This is a genomic window from Psychrobacillus sp. FSL H8-0483, from assembly GCF_038637725.1.
Lineage (GTDB): Bacteria > Bacillota > Bacilli > Bacillales_A > Planococcaceae > Psychrobacillus.
In genome coordinates, this window is the sequence record NZ_CP152052.1 from 3,775,149 (window position 1) to 3,800,169 (window position 25,021).

The 25,021-nt window shown below is 36.8% G+C and carries 22 protein-coding genes; 9 read left to right on the forward strand and 13 right to left on the reverse strand.

What is annotated here, in order from left to right:
- Positions 1–169: 169 nt before the first annotated feature.
- Positions 170–1,015, reverse strand: coding sequence for a DUF6612 family protein (locus tag MHB48_RS18440; protein ID WP_342599309.1), 846 nt, complete (start codon positions 1,013–1,015; stop codon positions 170–172).
- A gap of 73 nt (positions 1,016–1,088) precedes the next feature.
- Positions 1,089–2,576, reverse strand: coding sequence for a peptide MFS transporter (locus MHB48_RS18445; protein WP_342599310.1), 1,488 nt, complete (start codon positions 2,574–2,576; stop codon positions 1,089–1,091).
- A 341-nt stretch (positions 2,577–2,917) separates the two neighbouring features.
- Between MHB48_RS18445 and MHB48_RS18450 the strand changes: the two genes are divergently transcribed.
- Positions 2,918–4,636, forward strand: coding sequence for an ABC transporter ATP-binding protein (locus MHB48_RS18450; RefSeq protein WP_342599311.1), 1,719 nt, complete (start codon positions 2,918–2,920; stop codon positions 4,634–4,636).
- A gap of 205 nt (positions 4,637–4,841) precedes the next feature.
- Here the strand turns inward: MHB48_RS18450 and hflX are convergent, their stop codons facing one another.
- Positions 4,842–6,113 (reverse strand): GTPase HflX, encoded by a 1,272-nt coding sequence (gene hflX, locus MHB48_RS18455; protein WP_342599312.1) that lies wholly within the window; start codon positions 6,111–6,113, stop codon positions 4,842–4,844.
- Between the two features lie 14 nt (positions 6,114–6,127).
- On the reverse strand, positions 6,128–6,871 hold the full coding sequence (locus MHB48_RS18460; protein ID WP_342599313.1) for a VOC family protein: 744 nt from the start codon (positions 6,869–6,871) through the stop codon (positions 6,128–6,130).
- A gap of 808 nt (positions 6,872–7,679) precedes the next feature.
- Between MHB48_RS18460 and nhaC the strand changes: the two genes are divergently transcribed.
- Positions 7,680–9,065: a Na+/H+ antiporter NhaC gene (nhaC, locus tag MHB48_RS18465; protein ID WP_342599314.1), complete on the forward strand. Its 1,386-nt coding sequence runs from the start codon at positions 7,680–7,682 to the stop codon at positions 9,063–9,065.
- 65 nt (positions 9,066–9,130) lie between these two features.
- On the opposite strand, the gene MHB48_RS18470 is transcribed toward nhaC, so the two are convergent.
- The gene (locus MHB48_RS18470; protein ID WP_342599315.1) at positions 9,131–9,640 is read right to left on the reverse strand and encodes an N-acetyltransferase family protein; all 510 of its coding nucleotides are present in this window, start codon (positions 9,638–9,640) and stop codon (positions 9,131–9,133) included.
- A gap of 145 nt (positions 9,641–9,785) precedes the next feature.
- On the opposite strand from MHB48_RS18470, the gene MHB48_RS18475 reads away from it, so the two are divergent.
- Complete coding sequence (locus tag MHB48_RS18475; protein WP_342599316.1) at positions 9,786–10,949, forward strand: SAM-dependent methyltransferase; 1,164 nt, start codon at positions 9,786–9,788, stop codon at positions 10,947–10,949.
- A gap of 27 nt (positions 10,950–10,976) precedes the next feature.
- Entirely contained in the window at positions 10,977–11,240 is a 264-nt protein-coding gene (locus MHB48_RS18480) for a hypothetical protein (RefSeq protein ID WP_342599317.1), read from the forward strand.
- A 27-nt stretch (positions 11,241–11,267) separates the two neighbouring features.
- On the opposite strand, the gene MHB48_RS18485 is transcribed toward MHB48_RS18480, so the two are convergent.
- Both MHB48_RS18485 and MHB48_RS18490 read right to left on the reverse strand, forming a co-directional pair.
- A complete protein-coding gene (locus MHB48_RS18485; RefSeq protein WP_342599318.1) occupies positions 11,268–12,563 on the reverse strand; it encodes an FtsX-like permease family protein in 1,296 nt (431 codons plus the stop codon).
- Positions 12,553–13,251 (reverse strand): ABC transporter ATP-binding protein, encoded by a 699-nt coding sequence (locus tag MHB48_RS18490; RefSeq protein WP_342599319.1) that lies wholly within the window; start codon positions 13,249–13,251, stop codon positions 12,553–12,555. The genes MHB48_RS18485 and MHB48_RS18490 overlap by 11 nt, the downstream gene beginning before the upstream one ends.
- Before the next feature lie 202 nt (positions 13,252–13,453).
- Here MHB48_RS18490 and MHB48_RS18495 point away from each other — a divergent pair, with 202 nt between their 5' ends.
- The gene (locus tag MHB48_RS18495) at positions 13,454–13,951 is read left to right on the forward strand and encodes a sigma-70 family RNA polymerase sigma factor (protein WP_342599320.1); all 498 of its coding nucleotides are present in this window, start codon (positions 13,454–13,456) and stop codon (positions 13,949–13,951) included.
- Positions 13,948–14,826 (forward strand): DUF3298 domain-containing protein, encoded by an 879-nt coding sequence (locus MHB48_RS18500; RefSeq protein WP_342599321.1) that lies wholly within the window; start codon positions 13,948–13,950, stop codon positions 14,824–14,826. Before MHB48_RS18495 ends, MHB48_RS18500 begins: the two co-directional genes overlap by 4 nt.
- 263 nt (positions 14,827–15,089) lie before the next feature.
- On the opposite strand, the gene MHB48_RS18505 is transcribed toward MHB48_RS18500, so the two are convergent.
- The 5 genes from MHB48_RS18505 to MHB48_RS18525 form a co-directional block, all read right to left on the reverse strand.
- A complete protein-coding gene (locus tag MHB48_RS18505; RefSeq protein WP_342599322.1) occupies positions 15,090–15,581 on the reverse strand; it encodes a PCYCGC motif-containing (lipo)protein in 492 nt (163 codons plus the stop codon).
- Positions 15,582–15,601: 20 nt separating this feature from the next.
- Entirely contained in the window at positions 15,602–16,978 is a 1,377-nt protein-coding gene (gene fumC, locus MHB48_RS18510; RefSeq protein WP_342599323.1) for a class II fumarate hydratase, read from the reverse strand.
- Positions 16,979–17,026: 48 nt separating this feature from the next.
- Positions 17,027–17,962 carry an HD domain-containing phosphohydrolase gene (locus MHB48_RS18515; RefSeq protein ID WP_342599324.1) on the reverse strand — a complete coding sequence of 312 codons (936 nt, stop codon included), beginning with the start codon at positions 17,960–17,962 and terminating at the stop codon, positions 17,027–17,029.
- A gap of 133 nt (positions 17,963–18,095) precedes the next feature.
- Positions 18,096–19,613 carry a flotillin family protein gene (locus MHB48_RS18520; RefSeq protein WP_342599325.1) on the reverse strand — a complete coding sequence of 506 codons (1,518 nt, stop codon included), beginning with the start codon at positions 19,611–19,613 and terminating at the stop codon, positions 18,096–18,098.
- Positions 19,614–19,631: 18 nt separating this feature from the next.
- Positions 19,632–20,141: a hypothetical protein gene (locus tag MHB48_RS18525; protein ID WP_342599326.1), complete on the reverse strand. Its 510-nt coding sequence runs from the start codon at positions 20,139–20,141 to the stop codon at positions 19,632–19,634.
- Positions 20,142–20,447: 306 nt separating this feature from the next.
- On the opposite strand from MHB48_RS18525, the gene MHB48_RS18530 reads away from it, so the two are divergent.
- The gene (locus MHB48_RS18530) at positions 20,448–21,068 is read left to right on the forward strand and encodes a DUF47 family protein (RefSeq protein WP_340924202.1); all 621 of its coding nucleotides are present in this window, start codon (positions 20,448–20,450) and stop codon (positions 21,066–21,068) included.
- Between the two features lie 12 nt (positions 21,069–21,080).
- Positions 21,081–22,079 (forward strand): inorganic phosphate transporter, encoded by a 999-nt coding sequence (locus MHB48_RS18535; RefSeq protein ID WP_342599327.1) that lies wholly within the window; start codon positions 21,081–21,083, stop codon positions 22,077–22,079.
- A 36-nt stretch (positions 22,080–22,115) separates the two neighbouring features.
- On the opposite strand, the gene MHB48_RS18540 is transcribed toward MHB48_RS18535, so the two are convergent.
- Positions 22,116–22,745, reverse strand: a complete 630-nt coding sequence (locus MHB48_RS18540; RefSeq protein WP_342599328.1) for a pentapeptide repeat-containing protein — start codon at positions 22,743–22,745, stop codon at positions 22,116–22,118.
- A gap of 105 nt (positions 22,746–22,850) precedes the next feature.
- Here MHB48_RS18540 and MHB48_RS18545 point away from each other — a divergent pair, with 105 nt between their 5' ends.
- Complete coding sequence (locus MHB48_RS18545; RefSeq protein ID WP_342599329.1) at positions 22,851–24,983, forward strand: MMPL family transporter; 2,133 nt, start codon at positions 22,851–22,853, stop codon at positions 24,981–24,983.
- Positions 24,984–25,021 lie beyond the last annotated feature (38 nt).

The following is a 25,021-nucleotide window of genomic DNA, read 5'->3' on the forward strand; positions in this document are numbered from 1 at the left end:
AGTCAAAGGTTAAATGAAAATGATTTTCAATTGATAATATACGTTATGCCTTTTCATCCTTTTTTATTTACCTACCTAATCTTACTATAAAAAAATTGGAAAACAAAAAGACTGCTTGTATTTGTCGATTTTTCGCAACAATTACAGCAGTCTTTTTAAGGATATTTGTTTAGATTTCCATAGCACTATCAATAACTTCTTGCGGAATGACAATTTCATCAACCTCATTGAAGTTTGAGAAGTCGGATTTTACATTTTGCTTCATATTCATTTTTTCTCCGTCTATTTCCATATCCATATCAAGCACTACATCTACTTTATTTGTTTGGAACGATTCTTTGTCGATATGAATTAAATAGCTTACGGAGTTAATAACTAAGCCCAAATCCAACTCTTCGCCTTCACCTATCATGCTTTGCATTGCTTCATCTATTTGGGTTTGAACAAGCTTCGTAAATTCTTCGCCAAAGGCGTCTAGCCGAAGGATATAATTTTCATTGTCCTGTTCAAATGTAAAGTCTTTCAAATATTCTTGAATCATTTTTAATTGCTCGGAAGGGTTAGATTGATTTGTCGCACCCATTAATTGATCCATCATTTCTTGAGGAAATTTCATCCATTGACCAGTTGTTCCTTCAAACATATAAAAGGCGTCTTCTGCAATGTATGTTTCTATTTCCATTGCTTCTTCTGGCATACTTTCATCAGAAGATTTCATGGAAGTAGTTCCTTTTTGGTGCATTTGCATCGGCGCTACTACATATTCCATGTCCATTATAGAGTTAATATCTATACTTAAATCTTCTGTGGGCATATGCATCGTTTGCTTCATATCAATTTGTGCTTTTACACTTTTTAATTCTTCTGATACTTTAAGCGATTTTTCATACACTTCTTTAAGCGTTAGCTCGCTTTTCTCCGTTACTTCTGTATTTGCTGGGGCAGCTGTCTCATTACATGCTGCTAAACCTAATGTTAATGTGGCTACTGCTAATAGCGTTGTCCATTTCTTCATATTAGTTCCATCCCTTCTTTTCAGATAGTAACTTTACGAAGAAATTTCAGAAAAGTTTCAGTTATTTGCTAAATCATTTTACTCCTCGCATGTATTTTTGGATAAGCGGAGTAAAGATGAATAGTACAAATCCTAATCCAAGCGCGATGACACCAATGACTCCGAAGTAAAGAATTTCATTCTCTGGTGAATAAAATTTAACTACTTGTGCATTGATTGCTTGAGCTGAAGCACTCGTTAAGAACCATAAACTCATTGTTTGTGCAGCAAATGCAGCAGGTGCAAGCTTAGTTGTAGTAGATAAACCAACTGGTGATAATAATAATTCACCAAGTACAACTAAGAAGAAACTCAACACAAGCCACCATGGACTAACCAGTGATTCTGTGCCATTTACATATGCAGGAATAATCATAACAATAAACGACAGACCGGCAAAGAATAGACCATACGCAAATTTTTTCGGTGTGGATGGTTGTCTATCCCCAAGCTTGACCCAAAACCAAGCAAAAACTGGAGCAAATGCAATGATGAACAATGGATTTAATGATTGAAACCAAGCAGGAGAAATCTCAAACGAACCGATCATTAAATCGACACGTTCATCTGCGTATTGAGCTAAGATGCTCGATCCTTGTTCTTGAATAGCCCAAAACATCATCGCTGCTACGAATAACGGAATATACGCAAGTAATCTTGATTTTTCATCTGCAGTTGTTTTTTCACTTCTATACATAACGATGAAGTAAAGGGTTGGTATAACTATCCCTAAAATCGAAACAGTCATCGTAAATACATCGAACGTCATAATTCCTTGTTGAACCAAAATGAAACCAACGATTAGCACTACTAAGACTGCAATACTAATTCGGGTTATAACTTTTTTGCGTTCTTCTTTCCCCAATGGATTTGGAGCAAATGAACCTGCTAAGCCTAGGTATTTTTTCTTTGTAATTAAAAATACAATTAACCCAAACGCCATACCTATAGCTGCAATTCCGAACCCTAAGTGGAAGTTGTACTCAAGTCCCACAGTTCCTACGATTAAAGGTGCAATAAATGCCCCCATATTAATACCCATATAGAAAATACTAAACCCTGAATCACGACGAACATCACTTTCTGAATATAAATCACCGACAATGCTTGAAACATTTGGTTTTAATAAACCTGTCCCAATAATGATTAAAGCCATCGAAATAAATAATGGCGTCGTTCCACCAGGAAACGCTAGTACGATATGTCCAAACATAATAAGGACACCACCGTAAAATACGGTTTTAGTAGTACCAAGCAATCTATCGGCAATCCAACCACCAATAATCCCAGACATATAAACCAACGAGCCGTAAATAGCCATGATGGAGTTAGCTGTTGAACGCTCCATCCCTAGTCCGCCTGCGGTCACTTCGTAGTACATATAATAAATTAATATTGCCCGCATTCCATAATAAGAAAAACGCTCCCAAAATTCTGTGAAGAATAATGATAATAATCCTTTGGGATGCCCAAAAAATCCCTTTTGCGGAACCGATTTAACTACTTCTTCTCTTGACACCATACTTTTACCTCTTTTCTAAATAGAAAGTATATTATACTACTTCCCTCTTTTTGATGTCAAAAACCATTTAACTTAATTCAGCAATTACTTTCTGTGACAAACTTGCGCAGGAGCCTAAATTTTCTGCAATTAGAAATTACAGGAATAGAATTCTTCCTCTTCTATAATCCCAGTTGAATAAAGTTAATGCTCCGGTACATGCCACAGTTTTTTAGACGTTTATCGAGCAAACTTAATAATATCTAAGCGAAAATAAGCCTGGCGAATTTGATTAATATCGACTTCGAAAATTTTTAGTTATAATAGTCTAGACGTTAGGAAAAAGGAAAGGGGTGCAAAATGTGCTAAAAAAGTTTTTCTCATTTTATAAACCACATAAACGTCTATTCATCATCGATTTTAGTAGTGCCGTGTTTGTAGCCGTTTTAGAGCTTGCGTTTCCAGTAACGGTTCAATGGTTTATCGACGAGTTATTGCCAACTGGAAATTGGAACATGATCGTGCAAGTTAGTATTTTACTTTTATTCGTCTATATTTTAAGTACGTTTCTGAATTTTGTTGTGAGTTATCAAGGTCACAAACTTGGCATAAATATTGAAACGGATATGAGACAGCAATTATTTAACCATGTACAACGACAATCCTTTCGCTTTTTTGATAATACGAAAACAGGTCATATTATGAGCCGAATTACGAATGACCTGTTTGATATCGGCGAACTTGCTCACCATGGGCCAGAGGATTTATTCATCGCAATTATGACCTTAATTGGAGCATTTATCATTATGTTCAATATCAATCCAGAACTTGCGGTTATTGCAGTTATTATGGTGCCGTTTTTATCGATTGTTGCTACATATGGGAATATCATGATGAATAAAGCATGGAAAAACATGTTCGGCAAAATTGCAGATGTAAATGCGCGTGTCGAAGATAGTGTATCCGGTGTTCGCGTCGTACAATCATTTACAAATGAAAATTTTGAAATGGCTCGTTTTCAAGCAGATAATGGACAGTTCCGGTTAGCGAAGCTTGCTGCATATAAAGTGATGGCTAGAACCAATTCAAGCATTTATATGATGACTCGATTAGTGACGCTGATCGTGCTTGTTGTGGGAGCTTGGTTTTCATTTCAAGAAAAGCTTTCTAACGGAGAGCTTGTAAGCTTTATTCTCTATGTGAACGTGTTGATTAAACCAGTTGACAAAATCACTGCACTTCTCGAGTTGTATCCTAAAGGAATGGCTGGTTTTAAACGATTCCTAGAGCTTGTAGAGCAGGAGCCAGAAATTAAGGATCGCCCAAATGCGCTACAAGTTCAGCATTTAAAAGGAGACATTTCATTCGAAGATGTTAGTTTCCGATACGATGAGCATAAATCCGTTTTAGAAGATATTAATATATTCATCAAAGCTGGTGAAACCGTTGCATTTGTTGGTCCATCTGGTGCCGGGAAAACAACCATTTGCTCACTTATCCCTCGATTTTACGACGTCGATGAAGGGGCAATATCAATTGACGGTTTAAATATTCAAGACATTACCACGAAGTCATTACGCTCTCAAATTGGGATTGTGCAACAAGACGTGTTTCTATTTACAGGAACTGTTCGTGAAAATATTGCGTACGGTAAGAAGAATGCTTCAGAGGAAGAAATTCGTGATGCAGCGAAAAAAGCGCATCTTGAAGGATTCATTACGTCACTTCCAGATGGATATGAGACACAAATTGGCGAACGAGGACTTAAACTATCAGGTGGACAAAAGCAACGCTTAGCAATTGCACGGATGTTCTTAAAGAACCCGCCTATTTTAATATTGGACGAGGCTACTTCAGCGCTCGATACTGAGACAGAGAAAATTATTCAGCAGTCACTTATGGAGCTTGCAGAAAATCGAACAACACTTATTATTGCACATCGACTGGCTACTATTCGTGATGCGGATAGAGTAATTGTCGTAACGGAAGACGGAATCGCAGAAGATGGTTCGTATAGCGAGTTAGTTGCACAAGATGGTATTTTTGCAAGATTACACAATATACAGTTTCAAGAGGTTTAAATTCGAAGAGTGCTCCGCGTCTGATACGCGAAGCAGCTTTTCTGTATTTAGATTTGATGTACTCTCGCATCTGGAGTGATTGCTCTCGTAATGACGGCAATTGCCCTCGGATAGCACCGATACTCACTCGTAACAGAAGCTACTTCCAAAAATAAAAGGCTATCCAGATCGAAAATGTAATTTCGACTTGGGTAGCCTTCCATTATTATTGAACAAATACAAAATGTTGAAAACGATCGTAATCGGCTTTTTTCACTTCTACTTTGACAAGCGTACCTTCTTCTTCGTATGAAGTAGACAAAACAGATGCGTGCTCATTTAGATAGGACACAATATCTCCTCGTTCAAATGGCACGAGCAGGGAACAATGTACGTAATTAGAGAAAATATGCTTTTTGATCATGTCTAGCAGTTCATCTAAACCAGCATCTTCTTTTGCAGAAATCCATATATTATCTCCTGTTACATGCGGATATTTCAAATCTGCTAGGTCCGATTTATTGTATACATAGATAGTCGGTACATCTTCCACTCCAACTGCAAGCAATGTTTCATTCGTCACATCCATCATGTAACGATGCTCATCGTTAGAAACATCGACAACATGAAGGAGCAAATTCGCATCACGTGCTTCTTCTAAAGTCGAACGGAATGCTTTTACCAGATGATGAGGAAGCTTACTAACGAATCCTACTGTATCTGTTAATAAAAACTCTTTTTGATCCGGAAGCTTAATCTGTCTAACCGATGTTTCTAATGTCGCAAATAGCATATCCTTTTCAAAAACTTGCTTGGAATCTTCTTGGCCCACTTTGCGAAGCAACTGATTCATTATGGTCGATTTCCCTGCATTCGTGTATCCAACGAGTGAGACTACTGGTATAGCACTCTTCTTTCTTTGCTTTCGTTGCGTTTCTCGTTGGTCCTTTACATGCTCTAGTTCACGTTTTAGTTTGGCAATTTGGTCCTCGATTTTACGTCTATCTAGCTCCAGCTTCGTTTCCCCAGCACCACGGTTTTTAAATCCTCCGCCTGTTCCCCCACCTTGTCGACCTAGTGATGCACGAAGTCCGACTAAACGTGGCAACATATATTGAAGTTGGGCAAGTTCTACTTGCATTTGCGCCTCATTCGATTTTGCGCGACGTGCGAAAATATCGAGGATTAGCATCGTACGGTCTATTACCTTGCAATCCAAATCTCTTTCTAAGTTGCGAATTTGCGAAGGAGACAATTCATCGTTGAATATGACAAGGTTTGCACCAGCTTCCTCGTAGAAGTTTTTAATCTCTTCCACTTTCCCAGTACCAACATAGTGAGAGGAAGTGACTCTCGTTAAATTTTGCGTCACTTCCCCAACAACTTGAACATTTAGTGCTTCTGCTAAGTTGTGCAATTCCTCTAATTCATATTCAAAATGCTCATCCTGTTGAAGCTTGACTGCAACAACTACGGCTTTTTCTATTAATTCGTCCAAAATGATTCCCCCTCTTAACGAAAACGATAAACTGCTTGTTCGTAAATGATATCCTCTTCTTTATCGGATCCACTAATATAAATGCTTGCAAGCCTTTCTTTCGTTCCAGTTTCTAGCTGTTTAAATACTAATTGTGTATTAGATAATAGCAATGTTTGCCCATCATGTTCTTTCATACCAAAATAGCCTTGCCACTTATCCATCACTTCCCTTGGGTTATGTACATGAAACTCACAGGAAGAGATGGTCAATTCCAAATTACTCGCTTCGATTGTGCCATCTTCTCGTAGCAGTCGATATCGCTCTTCGTCACTTTCTTGCCATTCAATAAAAAATGGAGTAGGCAACGCATCCCTTACTTCTTCTTTCACGAAAAGCATTTTCCACTTACGTACTAAGCCACTTGTTGTTTTTCTTTCAGCATGTAAAACTCCGGATGTTTCTATACCTTTTTCTTCGAGTTGCTTGCATAGTTCGTCAATTGTCGTCGTCCGAATGCAGATTGTTCCAAACCCTGGACCAGTCTTCAAATCATGTAATAATAAATCTACGAGTGGATGATTAGCATGGTTTGCAACCTCTTCATGCTCAAGGGCAAGCCATTCAATATAGCTAGTTTTTGTATACAGAAGTGCATTATACGTACCCCAGTGAGTATGCTGTCCTCCAACAACTGCATGTAATCCTTTGGCTTTCCAATCTTCTGCTGTTTCTATTGGTTTTTTGGTTATGTGATGAACAATATGATCCAAGTACATGCCCGCACCTCTAATTCTCAATATATCTATAATTTACCTTTACCTCTATTATACAACAATTGCAAAATGGATGACGAGTTTACTCGCCATCCACGTTGTCTATTTCCCAGGAAATATGTCGTTTACTAGTTAAACCTCTACCTTTTCTTTCGACATTTCCCGTAAAAGGAACTTTTGAATTTTGCTGGAATTTTTTTCATTGGCAGGCATCGATAAATTCGATATTTTATGAAAGGATATTTTAGCTTTGCAATAGGCTTTAACCCGTTTCTTCATCAAATTTCTAATATTTTTTTTCGAATATCATGCTCTAGATATACACACGCTTCTTGTTCTGGAAACTTACTCGCTGCTTCTTTCATAACTTCTCCAACTGTTTTTTCGTTTAACAAACCAATCCACCCCTTTTCGATTGACTATTTAACATCGTTTTATCTTGATATTCAAATAATTTTGACGTTTAATTTTACGTCTTCTAAAATGAATTTCACTCTTGACAGATCCCTGGAACATGGTAAAATTCTAATTACTTCAGCGCTTCAAAGCGTTGAATCGCGAAAGCGGAATATATGAGTGATTGTCTCAGTAATCCACATGTGTACAGTAAAAAGAGACTGAACGGTTGGTGAAAGTTCAGGTAGTGTGTCGGATGAATTACAACAATTTGAAAAGCTCATTTTTAATGAAGTGGTTGAACAGATAATTCGTTCAACAAATAGGGTGGTACCGCGGAGTTTCCTTCGTCCCTATCTATAGGGATTGGAAGGATTTTTTTCATTCCTAAAAATTATTATTAGGAGGATTTACAATGTTTCGTATTCGGTCGACGATAACGCCTTCATTTTTGGAGGCTGTGCTGCTTACTTTGATGATTATCACTTTAATGGCAGTTTGTATCATTAAATTTAATGCAGTTCCACATATGCCTATTTTACTGGCAATACTTCTACTCATCACTTATGGGCTTTTTAAAAAAGTACCTTTCAAGAAATTAGAAGAAGGACTCGTAGAAGGATCCAAGGCAGGTCTTGGAGCAATTTTCATTTTTTTCTTTATTGGAATTTTGATTAGTAGCTGGATGATGGGTGGAACGATACCAACACTTATCTACCTTGGTTTTCAGTTTATTTCTCCACACTTTTTCTACGCCATTGTATTTATCGTGACCTGTGTCATTGGTTTATCCATCGGAAGCTCTTTAACAACAGTCGCAACAATTGGTGTAGCATTTATTGGAATGGCGAGTGCCATGGATATTTCATTAGCTATTACAGCTGGGGCCATTGTTTCAGGTGCTTTTTTCGGAGATAAAATGTCTCCACTATCCGATACTACTAGTCTTGCATCCGCCATCGTTCATGTGGATCTATTCGATCATATCAAGAATATGGGGTGGACAACGATACCTGCATTCTTTATTTCCCTAATTGGATACGGTATTTTATCGCCTAATAAAGAAGTACATGATCTGAAACAGATCACTGTCTTTCAAGAAGGACTCCTTGAAACAGGGATGATTCATTGGTACACATTGCTCCCGCTTGTTTTACTAATCGTGCTATCAATCAAAAAGACCCCTGCTATTATAGCTCTGGCTTTAACATCTATTGCCGGCATAATCGTTTCCTATTTCCATCAACACTTTACTTTTGGAGAAGTGTTAAACATATTATTTAGCGGCTATACATCTCATACAGGCATTGAAGTAATTGACTCCCTACTTTCAAGAGGTGGTATTAATAGCATGATGTTTACAATAGGGCTCGTTATACTCGCTTTAAGTATGGGTGGGCTTTTATTTACCCTTGGTATTGTACAAAGCTTATTGATGAAAGTGGAGAGTTTATTGAAAAGTGTGGGATCTGTCATTACAGCAGCCGCACTTACTGCAATAGGAGTAAATACTTTAGTAGGTGAGCAGTATTTATCGATTTTATTGACCGGTGAAGCATTCCAAGCACAGTTTCAAAAAGTCGGTTTAGCAAATAAAAACTTAGCACGTGTAATGGAAGACGCAGGTACTGTCGTTAATCCACTTGTTCCGTGGAGTGTGTGCGGTATATTTATCACGAATGTATTAGCTGTTCCAACGTTCGACTACCTGCCATTTGCATTCTTCTGCTTACTCTGTCCAATACTTACTATTTTAACTGGTATTACTGGAAAAACATTGACCTACATCGAAGAAAAATAATGCCTTGTACATTTAATGCCTCATTACTTATTCTATTTATTTAAGTAATGAGGCTTTTTATTTTACTATTCTGTTGGCGTTTCTGGACCTTTAAGTTCCAGTTGATAAAAAGAGAGATCAAGCCATCTATCAAATTTGAACCCCACTTTTTGTATCGTCCCTGAAAAGGTAAAACCTAATCGTTCATGTGTTTTAATACTTTGAACATTTGTAGCATCTATTCCCGCAATAAGTGTGGCATAGTTCTCCTTATTTGCAATCTCAATTATTTCTTTTAACAACGCAGTTCCAATACCTTTTTTTCTATAATCTTTATGTACATAAACTGAATGTTCAATTGTATATTTATATGCCGGCCAAGGTCTAAAAGGGCCAAATGTGGCAAACCCAATTACTTTATTATTCTCTTCTAACACTAAAACTGGATACCCATCTTCCATTTTCTGTTTGAACCATGAACCTCTATCTTTTAGTGTGCTTGGTGAATAGGTATAAACAGCCGTACTGTTTATTATTGCATCATTATAAATCTCCAAAATATCGTTTAGGTCCTTCTCTTGACAGTGTCTAATCATATATTCCCTTCCTTTTTGCGTACAATATTTGTTATCTACACTCCAAACATTCCATACGTAAAACGTCAATTCCTTCTTCTACTCCAAAATGGCGTTGTTGTGATACACTATTTCCAAGTATCTTACGAAAAAGAAGGCGAATTTTATGGAGTTTCAAGAAATGAAAGAATATCTACTAGAGCAAATCCTAAACAAACAATTAATCCATGCAACAATTAGTCAAACACGTGCTAAATCGAATGAAGTAAAGCGTGTGAAACTAAAGCCTATTGAAATAAAAAATATGTATCATATTCAACTAGAATATCAATACGAACGTATTTTAAAGCATGAAAATATACCATTAGAAGAATTCACAAAAACACTGGATGAGTTGTTAGAGCAATTCCGTCAAGTTCATGCGGATTTCACATCGGAAAAAGTACATGTACAGCTATCCAAGAAAAACAAAGTAATGTGGAAATCAGAGAAAACAATCTCTACCAAAACAGTAGACCTATCACATAACCGAAAAAAGAATTACCTTTTAGATGAAAATACGCCTTATCCTTTCCTAATTCGATTAGGTGTCCAAACAGCGGAAGGGAAAGTGAAAAAGCAAAAGTATGATAAGTTTAAACAAATTAATCGTTTTATAGAATTTATTGATGATACACTTGTCCACTTACCAAAGAATCAACCTGTTCGAATTCTCGATTTCGGATCAGGAAAATCGTATTTAACGTTTGCACTTTATCATTATTTAAAAATTGAAAAGGGACTCGATATTCGGGTAACCGGTCTTGATCTGAAAAAAGAAGTTATTGAGGAATGTGCCAATATCGCAAATGATCTAGGCTATGATCAGCTAGAGTTCTTAGTAGGAGATATTAGTGATTACAACGATGAAGCTTCTGTTGATATGGTCGTAACGCTTCATGCATGTGATGTGGCGACAGATTTAGCGTTAGGTCGCGCGGTAAAATGGGGCGCGAGTGTTATTTTAAGCGTGCCTTGCTGTCAGCATGAACTGAATACACAGCTGAATGCACCTGGGCTAGATATTATGTTAAAGCATGGTCTTATTAAGGAACGATTTGCAGCACTTGCAACGGACTCTATCAGAGCTGAAATATTAAACATGGTAGGTTATGAAGCACAGCTAGTTGAATTTATCGACATCGAAAACACACCGAAAAACATTTTAATACGTGCTTATAAAACGGGAAAAAAAGCAACACCTGAACAATTAGAAGGCTATAAACAGTTTAAGCAAATGCTTCATGCAAACCCTTTTTTGGAAAAAGAATTGAAAGAATACTTTTCTTAATTAAATACCAGATTGGAGCAAAATATTTTGAAAGAACCGACACTGAAAAAAGTAGCTTATGGTGTAGCAATGTCTATTGCTATCATCATCGTGCATTTTATCAATGTACAGATATATAAAATGCTACCGATTTTCGCTTTGTTATTAGCAATTCTTATTACTTACTTAGGAATTACATTTATTAATAAATCGGGGAAATTTGATCAAGTAATTTCGAGAACGAAATATAATCTACTAAATGCACTTGTTGTGTTTGTTCTATTTATCGCCTATTTTACAATTGCAAACTAAAAGGTCGTCCCCAATTGGGACGACCTTTTATAATTCTTGACGTAATGCCTGAATTACATCAATTTTCGTTGCTTTCCGCGCCGGCTTCCATCCGGAAATCATCGCAACCCCAATGCTTATTACAGATGCAATAACAACAAGCTGCCAAGGGATTAAGGAGAAGGTAATCGATAAATCTTGGAATCCATCCTCATCTAGTGCCGCTCCCACTACCATCGGTAATATCCAGTTCGCCAGGAAACTCACTGCATATGAAATGATAACTGCAAGCACCGTTCCGATAATACCAATCCATGCACTTTCCATCAAAAACAAACGTTGGATCAGTTTAGGACTAGCTCCTATCGCTTTCATCACACCGATTTCACGAGTTCTTTCTGTTACCGCCATTGTCATCGTATTAAAAATACCGATCGATGAGATTAATACTGCGATTGTCCCAACAAAGATAAGTCCGATTTTAAATGCCATGAAAAAGACATCTAGCTGCTCTAATTGTTCTGAAACAGAATACACACTATACCCCATTTCTTTTAACTCTTCCGTTACCGATTTAACATGTTCTAAGCTAGAAGTATAGATTTTTGTGCTAGAGAAGAATAAGTCAGTATTCTCTCCCCCCACATTCGCCTCGTACACTTCTTGAAACTTGTCCTTCCATGATTCGTCTAACAACATATTCGTATCGACAAACCAATCCTTTGCCGGTTTCTCCGTTACCCCTACAATTGTGAAATCCCATGTTTCTGAGAAAGCTTCTTCCGATTCGTAAGATTGAAGTGACATGGAAACTTTTTTCCCGATTAAAGATTCTTTGTAACCTCCTATAGGTTTAGCATCTTCTTCCGTACTTTGTTCCATTTCTTTACGTTCCGCATCCGTTAATAAGCTTTCTGCAAACTGGTAGCCTACAACGATTTCATTTTCCTTTTTTGGCATACGCCCTTCGGATAGTTTAAGATTTGATTTTTCTTCTTCTGCAAAGTTAGTAAGTAGCATATTCCCTTCAAGCGAACGATTCTCTATTTGAGAAACTGCCATTGCGTCCATATTTGTTCTTTGCACAATTGCATTTACATGCTCGACTGCTCCAATTTTGGAAATATCGAATTCTTCCCCATCATTTGTATAAACTTCCACTTCGGTAATGGCTTGATCTTCTAATATTTCTTTTCGCATCGTGTCCTGTATGCCAAATCCAATCGAAGCAAGTACGATTAAAAATGCACACCCCATTGTTGCAGCTAGCACCGTCATAAACACACGTAATTTGTTTTTCTTAATATGTTGACGTACAAAATCTACTTGGTCTTTAAATAACATATCCTACATCTCCTTTCACTAGTTCTCCATCGTGCATTCGGAACTTTCGATGAGCGATACTAGCAACTTCTTCATCATGCGTAATCATGACAAACGTTACTCCAAGTGATTGATTGAGGTCTTGAATCAATAACAAAATATCTTGCTCTGTTTCCGAATCTAAGCTGCCAGTTGGCTCATCCGCAAAAAGTATAGGTGGATTCGTAATTAGCGCTCGTGCAATACTAACTCTTTGTTGTTGTCCGCCTGATAATTCGTTCGGATAATGGTCGGCAACGTCGGCTAATCCTACCTTCATCAGTAACTGATTCACACTAGCTTTTCTTATCTTCGAAGATACTCCTTTTAATTTCAATGGCAGTTCTACATTTTCAAATGCCGTTAGACCTGGCATGAGTTGAAAATTTTGAAATATGAACCCAAAATTATTTAGTCTAAACTTCGCTCTTTCGGTTTCGTTTAAAAAAGCAGTTTCTTGGCCATTCACTGTAATAGAGCCTTGTTCCGGGGTCATAAAGCCTGCTATTGTATGAAGTAAAGTAGACTTACCTGATCCACTTTTCCCTACAATTGCAACGATTTCACCTTTTTCAACTTCAAAGGATAATCCTTTTAAAACAGGCACCTTCTTTTCTTTCCCTTTTTTTCCTATTAGAAATGTATGATTGACATTCTGAACTTGTATCATTTGTTTTCTCCTTCCGTTTTGCTACTTTCATAGTGTAACCATTGTTTCTTAACATTTTGGAAGGATAAAAATGAAGAATTTCTTAAGAAACTAACATAGCAAAATAATATTTTTATTTATGCAAACTTTCCACGAAGACTGTCCGTCAAATAAGTGTTACGTAATCGCGGTACGGTACAGAAAAAAGGAGCATACCCATGTCATGACTAAAAAGGAAAAATATCAACTAGTTGAAAACTATATAATTGAAAATCAAAATACATTATATCGACTTGCATACAGCTATGTGAAAAATAAAGAAAACGCACTCGATATTGTACAAGAGAGTATTTTTAAATCATTGAAGTCCATTGATCAATTAAATGAAATCGGTTATTTGAAAACTTGGCTTTATCGAATAGTCATTAATACTTCATTAGATTTCATCAAAAAGCATGGACGCATGCAAGCAATGGACGATGATGTACTTCATTCGTTCATGCCAGAACAAAGAGATGTTGAAAGAGACTATGACTTATATGAGGCAATCGATCAATTGAAAGAGCCTTATAAAACCATTATTGTCCTACGTTATTTCGAGGATTTAAAAATCGAGGAAATTGCTGAAATTCAAAACGAGAACACCAATACGATTAAAACGAGATTATACGCAGCGCTTCGAAAACTGCGAATAAAAATGGAAGAGAAGGTGGAGGCATGAAGAGGTTAAAACACGCAAAAAAACAATATGATGATATTGAAATTCCAAGTGAGTTACAAAGTGTAGTAGAAAAGTCTATTCAAGAGGCAAGAAGAAAACAGAAAAAAAATGCACCATTTAAACAATGGGGAATCGGTGTGGCAGCTGCATCATCCCTATTTATTGCAAGTGTGAATGTAAGTCCTGCACTAGCACAATCACTCTCTACTGTACCGGTGCTTGATTCAATTGTTCAAGTTGTGACAATACAAGAAATAAACGTTGAGGAAGAATACTACAACGCAAACTTAAAAACACCTAATGTAACTGGACTTGAAAATAAAGAATTAGAACAAATGCTAAACGAAAAGTATATTACAGAAAACGAAGCGCTCTATGAAAGCTTCCAACAAGAAATGAAAGAAATGAAAGAAGCAGGTGGAGGGCATGTAGGTGTAGCATCTACGTATGAAATTGTTACAGATACAGACAATATCCTTTCCATTAGTCGTTATAATGTAAATACAGTTGGGTCATCTTCTACTACAATGCGTACAGATACGATTGATAAGAAAAATGAAATTTTAATTACATTGCCTAGCTTGTTTAAAGATGATTCGTATATCGAAGCTATCTCTACTTATTTAAAAGATGAAATGGCAAAACAAATGGCAAATGATTCTGATAAAACATATTGGATCGATGATAAGGAAGAAATAGGTTTCGAATTCGAAGCTATCCGTCCAGATCAAACTTTCTCTATTACAAAAGATCACAAGCTGACAATTTCTTTTGATAAATACGAAGTCGCTCCTGGTTATATGGGCGTCGTTACATTTGAGATTCCAACCGAAGTGATTAAGTCTCATTTAATTAGTGATTATTATATAAAATAAGTTATTTCCCTTTGACGTTTGAAGTCAAAGGGCTTCTTTTTGTTGAAATGTCGTTTTGAACGGGTTATTTGTCGCGTTCATGCTATCTTGCCTTCAGGCTTATTCTCCCATAAAAAAGGGAGTCGCCGTCTTCCACTACAATCAATTGCCTACAAAAAACAAGTGTAGAAAAAGACTCCTTTTTCTACACCTGCTTCAATTTACGGGCTTATTGGACAGCCCCATAAAAAAGTCATCCTACAGGGAAATGTAGGATGACTTTTTTATGACGGCATTGGCGTATCTGTTGGTGCTGCATAGCCTTCTTTAAATGCTTCATCAATAGCATTGCGAACTTCTTCAAGGGACTTGCCTTGTTGTGTCATGTTGATTGCCATAACAGCAGTTTCTAAACAAGCTGCGCAGCGTGTTCCGTGGTCATCCCAAACAACTTCACCATTCTCTTTAATCTCTTGAACGAAGCAGTTAAAGTTACTCATATGCCCAGCACTATCTCCGCAACCACAATAACAAGGCATCCATTTCAGCACATCATGTGCTTTTGCAGATACTTGGTAGACAAGTTTCATATCCTCGGATTGATTGTCTAAAAATGTTGGCAATACATCTGCTGATGCTGTTGTCTCTTGTATGTCCCCATTTTCTATATGTTCAGTATGGTCATTTTGTCCTTCGTGATTTTCTTTTGTAGCTTCTTTTCCACATGCAGAAAGTACAAGTAAAGCACTTACCAATATAAATATTAATTTTTTCATTTATATACTTCCTTTTCGAATTAGATCATTTTCTCTGGTCGTACGATTTCATCGAACTTTTCAGCAGTTAGTAAATCTAGTGAGACAGCTGCTTCCTTCAATGTTGTTCCATTTTTATGTGCATGTTTTGCAATCTTCGCTGCATTTTCATATCCAATAAATGGATTTAATGCAGTTACGAGCATTAGCGAGTTGTTCACATGATGTTTAATTGTTTCTAGATTTGGTTCAATTCCAATAGCACAGTTATTATTAAAGCTGATAATCGCATCACTTAGTAAACCAACAGACTGAAGGAAATTATGAATGATTACTGGTTTAAATACATTCAATTGATAATTCCCTTGGCTTGCTGCAAAACTAATCGTTGTATCATTCCCCATCACTTGAGCTACGACCATTGTCATTGCCTCACTTTGTGTTGGGTTCACTTTACCTGGCATGATAGAACTTCCTGGTTCGTTTTCTGGAATCGAGATTTCTCCTATACCGGAACGTGGACCACTTGCAAGTAAACGAACATCATTTGCGATCTTCATTAGATCTGCGGCAAGTGCCTTTACTGCTCCATGAACGTACACGACGTCGTCATAGCTTGTTAAGGAATGGAACTTGTTTTTAGCTGAAGTAAATTCAATCCCTAATGCATTAGAAATCTCAGCTGCAACTAAATCACCAAAACCTTTTGGCGCATTCAGGCCTGTTCCAACTGCCGTCCCACCAATTGCAAGTTCCTTCATGTCTTGCACACTTTGCGAAATCATCTTTGCCGATTTTTCAAGCATTCTATGCCATCCGCTAAACTCTTGTCCAAGTGAAAGAGGTGTTGCATCTTGCAAATGCGTACGACCGATTTTCACGATATCCATGAATTGTTCCGATTTACTTCCAAGCGTTCCCTTTAGCACATCGATTGCTGGTAATAGTTGCTTTTCTACTGCAAGTACTCCTGCAATATGAAGTGCTGTTGGAAATGTATCATTTGAGCTTTGTGATTTATTTACATCATCGTTTGGATGAAGACGCTCTTCACTTCCTTTTTCATCAAGGATTTGATTGCCACGATGTGCGATTACTTCATTTACATTCATATTGGATTGTGTACCACTACCAGTTTGCCAAACGACTAGCGGGAAGTGTGCATCTAACTTACCTGCTAAAATTTCATCCGCTGCGGCGAAGATTGCATCTTTTTTTGCTTCAGATAGATTGCCAAGAGAATGACTAACAATTGCTGCAGATTTTTTTAATAGAGCAAGTCCATGTACTACGCCAATTGGCATTTTTTCTTTTCCGATTTTAAAGTTTTCTTTTGATCTTTGTGTCTGCGCTCCCCAAAGACTATCTTGTGGAACTTTAATTTCTCCCATAGAATCATGCTCAATACGATACGACATATTTCCTTGCTCCTTTTTATTTATTTTCTGGCTTTGCCAGCAAATTTATTAATACCACTCGTTATTTTGTTCTTCTAGCATTTTCAAAAACTCATCCACTATTTTCGGATTGAATTGAGTGCCTCTTCCACCTTTTATTTCTTGGATAGCATTTTCAATCTTCATTGCACTTCGATACACGCGATTAGTTGTCATCGCATCAAAAGCGTCTACAACAGAAACAATGGAAGCTTCTAATGAAATTTCTTCCCCCTTTAGTCCATATGGATATCCTTTTCCATCATACCGTTCATGATGCTCTTCTACAATAAAAGCGGCGTGACGAATTTTTTCAATTTCATGATTTCGCATCATTTCAGCACCTAAAGTTGTATGCATTTTAATGATTTTCCATTCATCTTCTGAAAGTTTTCCTTCTTTATTTAATATATCAATTGGAATTGCAAGCTTGCCAATGTCATGAAAATAGGAGCCAGTACTTAAGGTAGAAACTCCTTCACCTTGTGGCTTCATTCTTTTCCATAGTCCAATCGAGTAATCTCTAATTCGTGAGCAATGATGATATGTGTAACCATCTACTTCTTGAATTTTCTTTGCATCAAGATGAATAATTTCCCGCTCAGTAAAATCTCGCTCAAAAAAGGGAGTTGTCATTTCTAGTAATATCTCCACTTCTTCTTTTGCATAACAGGTCAATAAAGCATTATATACTTTTGCATCAATGTAATCACCTGGATATAGGACATCCTTGCCACTCGGCCAGTCAACTTGTAATGTCCCACTGAGAATCGTATAACGTTCACAATAATCTATGTAATCATTTGGATTATAATAAATCCATGAAGTACTTTTAGGAAGCAATGTATAAAGAGAATAAGAAATATTATTTGCACTTCCAATATAAGAAGTTATCGTTTGATCTGTCACAACTCTAGGTAAATAGTGCTTTTTCTTTATGTCCTGTACCTGTTCTTTTGTAAGCATCAATTGTCCTCCATGCATTTCAAATGCATTTCACATAATATTCTTATATTATACAATCCTTAAGGTAATTACAATTAAACCTAAAAAGGTAGCCCAAATGAATTAATTTGGCTACCTTTTTTCATATGTTTATTTATGGTACGCTGATACCTTTTCTTACTTCCTCTGTTAATTGCTCAATGCTCGGACGAATATTCCCTTTCCCTGAGTAGTTTTCAAGCATTTCTTTGACATCAATTCCTGAAGATGCTTTTAGCGTTTCCTGTAAAGTAGACATCAGATTTGTTGCATACGAGGTTACTTTGTTTGCTCCTCCACCTTCTCCTCCTCCAGTATCCACCACTGTAATTTTGTCGATATTGGAAAGTGGACTTGCAATTTGTTTTGCATACTCAGGAAGCATACGAACAACCATGTCTAATACTGCAGCTTGACCGTACAGTTCAAATGCTTCTGCAATTTTACGTTTTGCTTCCGCTTCCGCCAGACCTTTTAGGCGTATAATTTCAGCTTCTGATTCCCCTTGCGCTCTCTGAGCATCCGCTTTTGCCAGTCCATCTAAACGTACTTTTTCTGCATCAGCCTTTGCTTTTGCTTCAATTCGATACTTTTCTGCGTCTGCTTCGGCAATTTCACGAGACTTCGCCGCTGCTGCATTTTGTTCGATTGCATAACGATCTGCATCCGCTTTTTTCTTCACTTCGGAATCGTATTGCTTTTCACGACGTAATATCTCTTTTTCTTCCAGTTCAATTTGCTTTTGACGTTCAATAATTCGAATTTGCATTTCTTGTTCCATTACTTCTTGCTTCGAGCGTGCAGTTTCCAGTTCATATGCTTGGTCAGCACGTGCTTTGGCGATATCAGACTCCCGGCGATATTCAGCAACCTTCAACTGATTGTCCTTTTCTGCTTCTGCAATTTCAGTTGCTCGCTCAATTTCCGCTCGTTGTGCGTCTTTAGAAGCTTCTGCACGTTTAATACGTGTTTCTTTTTCTGATTCTGCTGTTGCAATGTCTGCATCACGTTTTACTTGTGCGATTCTCGGCTTTCCTAGTGAATCTAAGTATCCGTTTTTATCACGAACATCCTTAATTGTAAAGGAAACGATGATTAATCCCATTTTAGCCAAGTCTTGAGAAGCTACACGTTGTACTTCCTGAGAGAATTTATCTCGATTTTTATAAATCTCTTCTACTGTCATAGATCCTAAAATCGAACGTAGGTGACCTTCTAATACTTCTTTCGCTTCGTTCTCCCGGTCTTGCTTGGACTTTCCTAAAAATTGCTCTGCTGCAGTGGCAATTTCGGAAATAGAGCCGCCGATTTTAATAATCGCCGTTCCGTCTGCCATTACCGGGACACCTTGCTCGGTATACACTTCTGGAGTAGTAACTTCTAATTTACTAGATAAAAGGCTAAGTGGTTCTCCTTGTTGAAATACCGGAAATACAAAAGTACCTCCACCCCGAATAATTTTAATACGGTTTCCTGAGTCGTCAGTATGTACATTATTCGACCCCAAGTAACTACCAGTAACGATAAGTGCCTCATCTGGTCCCACTGTTCTGTATTTAGTTACATATACCGCTAATATAGCTATTAAAACAAATGCTACAATTCCAATAACGATCCACATTTCCATTTCCATGGTCAAACCCCCTATAATTTATGTTAAAGGTACATATTCTTTCACTAAAAAAGTGCCATTATTGATATCAATAATCAGAACTTGCTTGTCATAGTCAATTTCTTCATTATCGTAACCAGCAGCTCTTTTTGAAATAAGTCCATTCACTGTCTCAATCACAATTTCTCCAAAACCATTTGTAGGTATTGGGACAATCACTCTTCCAACTTGGCCTTGTAGCGACTCATTTGTGTATGCTGTCGAAACTTCTGCCGAAGCCATTGGAACAAGTACAAAGAAATATAGTAAAAATGTTAATAGACTGGAAGTAATAAGTGCTACTATAATCACTATTTGTTCATTCCAATTTGTTGACTTAAGAAGTATAAAACCGGAGGCACATATAAATAATAAGAAGGAAAGAATTGTTGTCGGATTTAATATCCCTGTATCTATTCCTTCTATTGCATCCGCAAACAACACATATAAAATTGTAATTAACCCAATGACTATTAATCCATACAAAAAGATTTGCTCGATTTTTCTCACCCCTTTACCCCTTATTTTGCATCTACCTATATATACGGATAATCAGTTAGAAAGTTTCATATTTTTTGTTTTTTTAGATAATTGAAGGTTTTTCTATTAAAAACGACATTGTTGTTTCAATTTTCGATAAATATCGACATAATTCTACCTAAATTAGTTAATTTCTATCCTTATTTTAGGATTAAATGTTACAGGATTGTAAATTTCGTAATTTTAGAGTAAAAAGTGTGTAGATTTTGTATTTTTTTTGTTATGCTATTTGAGGAAAAACGATGAAAAACATTTCTCAGAGTCCAGGAGGCTTTTATGATTAGTTCAAAAAAACCAGATCCATTTTTCTTGTCCTTATTAAAAATTGCAGAAAACGTACGTGATGGCGCTCATTATGCAGATGACTTCCGTATTAATACTGTTTCAGATTTAAAGGAAATTAGTGTTCATTTAAAAAATTATGAAACGGCGGGAGATTCATTAATTCATGAATTAATCGTTATGTTAAATAAATCTTTTATGACACCAATCGAACGGGAAGATATACTTCAATTAGCAATTCGCATGGATGATATCTTAGATGGCATCGACAATTTTACTGCTCATTTAGAAATGTTCTCGCTAATCGAAATTGATGAATCAATGCGCACATTCTTGGGATATATCGTAAAGAGCACAGATGAAATCGTGAAGGCAATGGTACTTCTTTCACAGAAAAAACTTCTAAAAATGCATGAACATTCCATTCTAATTAAAGAATATGAACGTAAATGTGATGAAGTTCTTCGTTCATCTATCAAGCAATTATTTTTAAACGAAAAAGACCCAATTCGAATTATTCAATTTAAAGACATATATGAACAATTAGAAGACATCGCAGATTATTGTCAAAACGTAGCCAATACGCTTGAAACAATTATCATGCGAAATGCATAGGAGTTCGTAATTATGGATTCTATTCTAATTCTAACGATTCTAGTAGTAATTTTTGCCCTTGTATTTGACTTTATCAATGGGTTTCATGATACGGCTAATGCAATTGCTACTTCTGTATCTACAAGAGCTTTAAAACCAAGAGTTGCTGTATTAATGGCTGCAATTATGAACTTTGTAGGGGCTCTAACTTTTACTGGAGTTGCTAAAACTATTACAAAGGATATTGTTGATCCCTTTACATTACAAAATGGAACGCTTATTATTCTAGCTGCCCTTCTTTCCGCTATTATTTGGAACTTAGCCACTTGGTATTATGGAATTCCTTCCAGTTCTTCACATACACTAATCGGATCTATTGCCGGTGCTGCTGTATCTGCTGCTGGTTTTTCCGTATTAAACTGGGAAGGATTCATTAAAATAATTCAAGCGCTAATCATCTCTCCATTTTTAGCATTTGCTGTCGGATTCTTAATGATGTCTCTATTTAAGATAGTCTTTAAAAACGGTAGCTTATACGGAACAAATAAGCGCTTTAGAATATTCCAGATTGGTACTGCGGCACTCCAATCATTTACTCACGGTACAAACGACGCACAAAAGGCCATGGGAATTATCACAATGGCGTTAATTGCAGCACAACTGCAAGCTACTGACGACATTCAGTTATGGGTTCGTATTGCTGCTGCAACTGCAATGGGACTAGGTACTTCCATTGGCGGTTATAAAATCATTAAAACAGTTGGCGGTAAAATCATGAAGATTCGTCCTATCAACGGAGCTGCAGCGGATTTATCATCTGCCATGATTATTTTTGGTGCTACAACCATTCATTTACCAGTTTCCACTACACATGTTATTTCTTCCGCAATTATGGGGGTTGGATCAGCACAACGTGTGAAAGGTGTGAAATGGGGAGTAGCTAAAAAAATCGTGATAACATGGATTATTACTTTACCAATTTCTGCTTTAGTTGCAGGAGTCATCTTCCAAGTACTTAACTTATTCTTTTAAATAGCAAACCCCTTGTCTTTTGGACAAGGGGTTTTATTATTCTATGATTAATCCTAAAGATTTTGCAAAGCCAATCGCTTGCTCGGTAGATACTTTACAGTCTGTGAGTTGGTCCAGAGAAACCGTGATTTGCTCATATGTGTTGGTGCTTAAATCTATTCCTTTTAAAGGGGTTTCGGTGAAGTTTGCGCCATCTAGCTCACACTTTTCCAAACTGACTTTGTCAAAAGTAGCTTCGATGAAATCAGAACGATTTAATGTTACTTGTTTAAACGCTACTTTTTTGAGTTTAGAAAAGCTCATATTTACATAATTTGCAACAGAGTCTTCTATTTTCACCTCTGTTAGTCTACTTTGAGAAATATTTGTACCTAACAACTTTGACCCACGGATTTCTACTCGGTGAAACACAGCATCTCCAAAATCTACGTTAGACAAATCACATTTTTCAAACAAACAATCAATAAATTCAACTTGATGAAAACGAACCCCTTCCATTGAAATATTTTGAAAATGTATTTGGTCAAACATAATTTTATCCTCTTGTTCTGCGTCTAAATGTAAAGATGTCACGATTCCTCCAGAAACGAAATTGTCTTCTAGAAGTGCCTCACTAATATTTAGTTCCATTAAAGAGCTGGATAGTTTAGGTGCCGTTATTTTCATTGTGTATTCCCCCCACTTTTATCATGATTCCATTCTAGCATTATATTAGTATGTTAACTCCTTTTTGCATTACAATATAAATAGGTTCACTTAAGGAGGAATATCGTGAAGTTTTTATCTAATATAGTGTTGCGTTATTATAAAGCAATACTTCTTGCTTGGCTAATATTGTTCATTGTTTTAGCCGTTTTTGCTATTCGTTTACCTAGTTTATTGGAAGGGGACGGTTTTAAAGTAGATGGCGAGCATCAACAAGTGATGGCAGAGCTAACAGACACATTTGATCTCCCAGCTGAAACATTATTCGTAGTGTTTGACCAAACAACAGATGACACAATAGAAAAGACTTTAGCAAACATTGAGCGACTAAATATTGCCGAATCCATTCAATCCCCTTTGGATGATCCTTCTCTATATAAAGATCATATAGCATACGCCATGTTGCATTTTAATGCCGATACAAAGGATATGCCAGGTGTTGTAGATACATTACGTGAAACAATTGATAACGAAAAAGGAGTCATATTAACTGGCGGTGCTGCAATTAATAAAGACATTAATAGCGCAAGTCAAAAAGATCTAGTAAATGCTGAGACAATCGGTTTACCCATTGCAGTTATTGTACTTTTACTTGCTTTTGGAAGTGTGGTAGCTGCTTTTGTTCCCCTACTAGTGGGAATTGTAACAGTTGTCTCTACATTTGGAATGATGACATTGTTTAGTAGTACGATGGATTTATCCATATTCGTCATGAATATTGTTCCCATGCTTGGCCTTGCACTAAGTATCGATTTTGCCCTACTTCTGATCAACCGTTATAAAGAAGAGCTTTTGAAGCAATCCGTACACGATGCTGTTTCAACAGCTATCCAAACTGCAGGACGTTCTATTATTTTCTCTGCAATTTGTGTATTTATCGGACTAGGTGCCATGCTTGTCATGAAAGTGGAGATTTTCCAAAACATTGCACTAGGTGGTATGCTTGTCGTATTCATGGCTGTGCTAGCGTCTATCACGTTATTGCCATCCATCCTGCTTATATTGAAAGATCGTATTAATAAATGGACTATTCTACGCGTAAAACCAGGTGGTACTACTAGATGGCGGAATTTTGCCGCATTTGTGATGAAACGACCTGTGACATTAATTGTTGTGGCACTTATTATTTTAGGAATTGGGATTATTCCTATTAAAGATATGGAACTAGCTATTCCGCAAGTAGATTCATTACCAATTACGTACGATTCTCGTCAAGCGTATGAATTAATGGACAAAGAGTTTGGGTTAGGCGAAAAATCGACTGTATATATTATCGCGGAACGAAAAGAAGGTTGGGACAATACAGAAGGCCTAGAAGAAATAAAAAAATTAGAGGTACAGTTATTAGCAGATAAAGATGTGGACACGGTTAACAGCATTTTTACTGCCAGTAAAATTTCTTCTGTCGAACAATGGGAGCAGAGCATGCAAGTTCCTGAAGTAAAAGCTCAGCTAACACCTTTAATGGAATCGTTTGTGCAGGGAGATAAATTGCTTGTTCCAGTGACACTTAATTTAAATGGTTCTTCTACTGAAGCACAGGATTGGGCTCGGGAATGGTCGGGAAAAGATGTAGGTGTCGAGATCTTGGTTGGTGGTCAACCGAAATTTAATCAAGAAATTTTCGATGAAATCTTTAATAAAGTAGGCTTATTGTTAGCAATCATTTTGGGCTCCACTTTCGTTATTCTAATGATTGCGTTCCGTTCCATTTTAATACCTTTGAAGGCCATTCTGATGAATGTGATTGGGCTTGCTTCTACTTTTGGTATACTTGTGTACATTTTTCAATATGGACATTTTGGAATAGAGGAAACGACAATTGCGTTGATCATACCGGTCATTGTATTTAGCTTAGTATTCGGATTAAGTATGGACTATGAGGTGTTCTTAATATCACGTATTCAAGAAGAATATTCGAAGCATCTAGATAATACGGCCGCAACGATTGATGGACTTACCTCTACAAGTAAGATCATTACTTCAGCAGCGTTGATTATGATTGTGATTACAGGGGCTTTTGCGTTTACAGATGTGATGCCCGTGAAGCAAATTGGTATTGGCATCGCTATTGCAGTTGCTATTGATGCATCCATTATTCGATTGTTATTAGTTCCGAGTCTAATGAAGCTACTCGGCAAATGGAATTGGTGGTTGCCATTTAGAAAAGGACCATATAAAGCTAGTAAATGGCATTAAATAGAGAACAGCCAAGTAGAAATGATATTCTGCTTGGC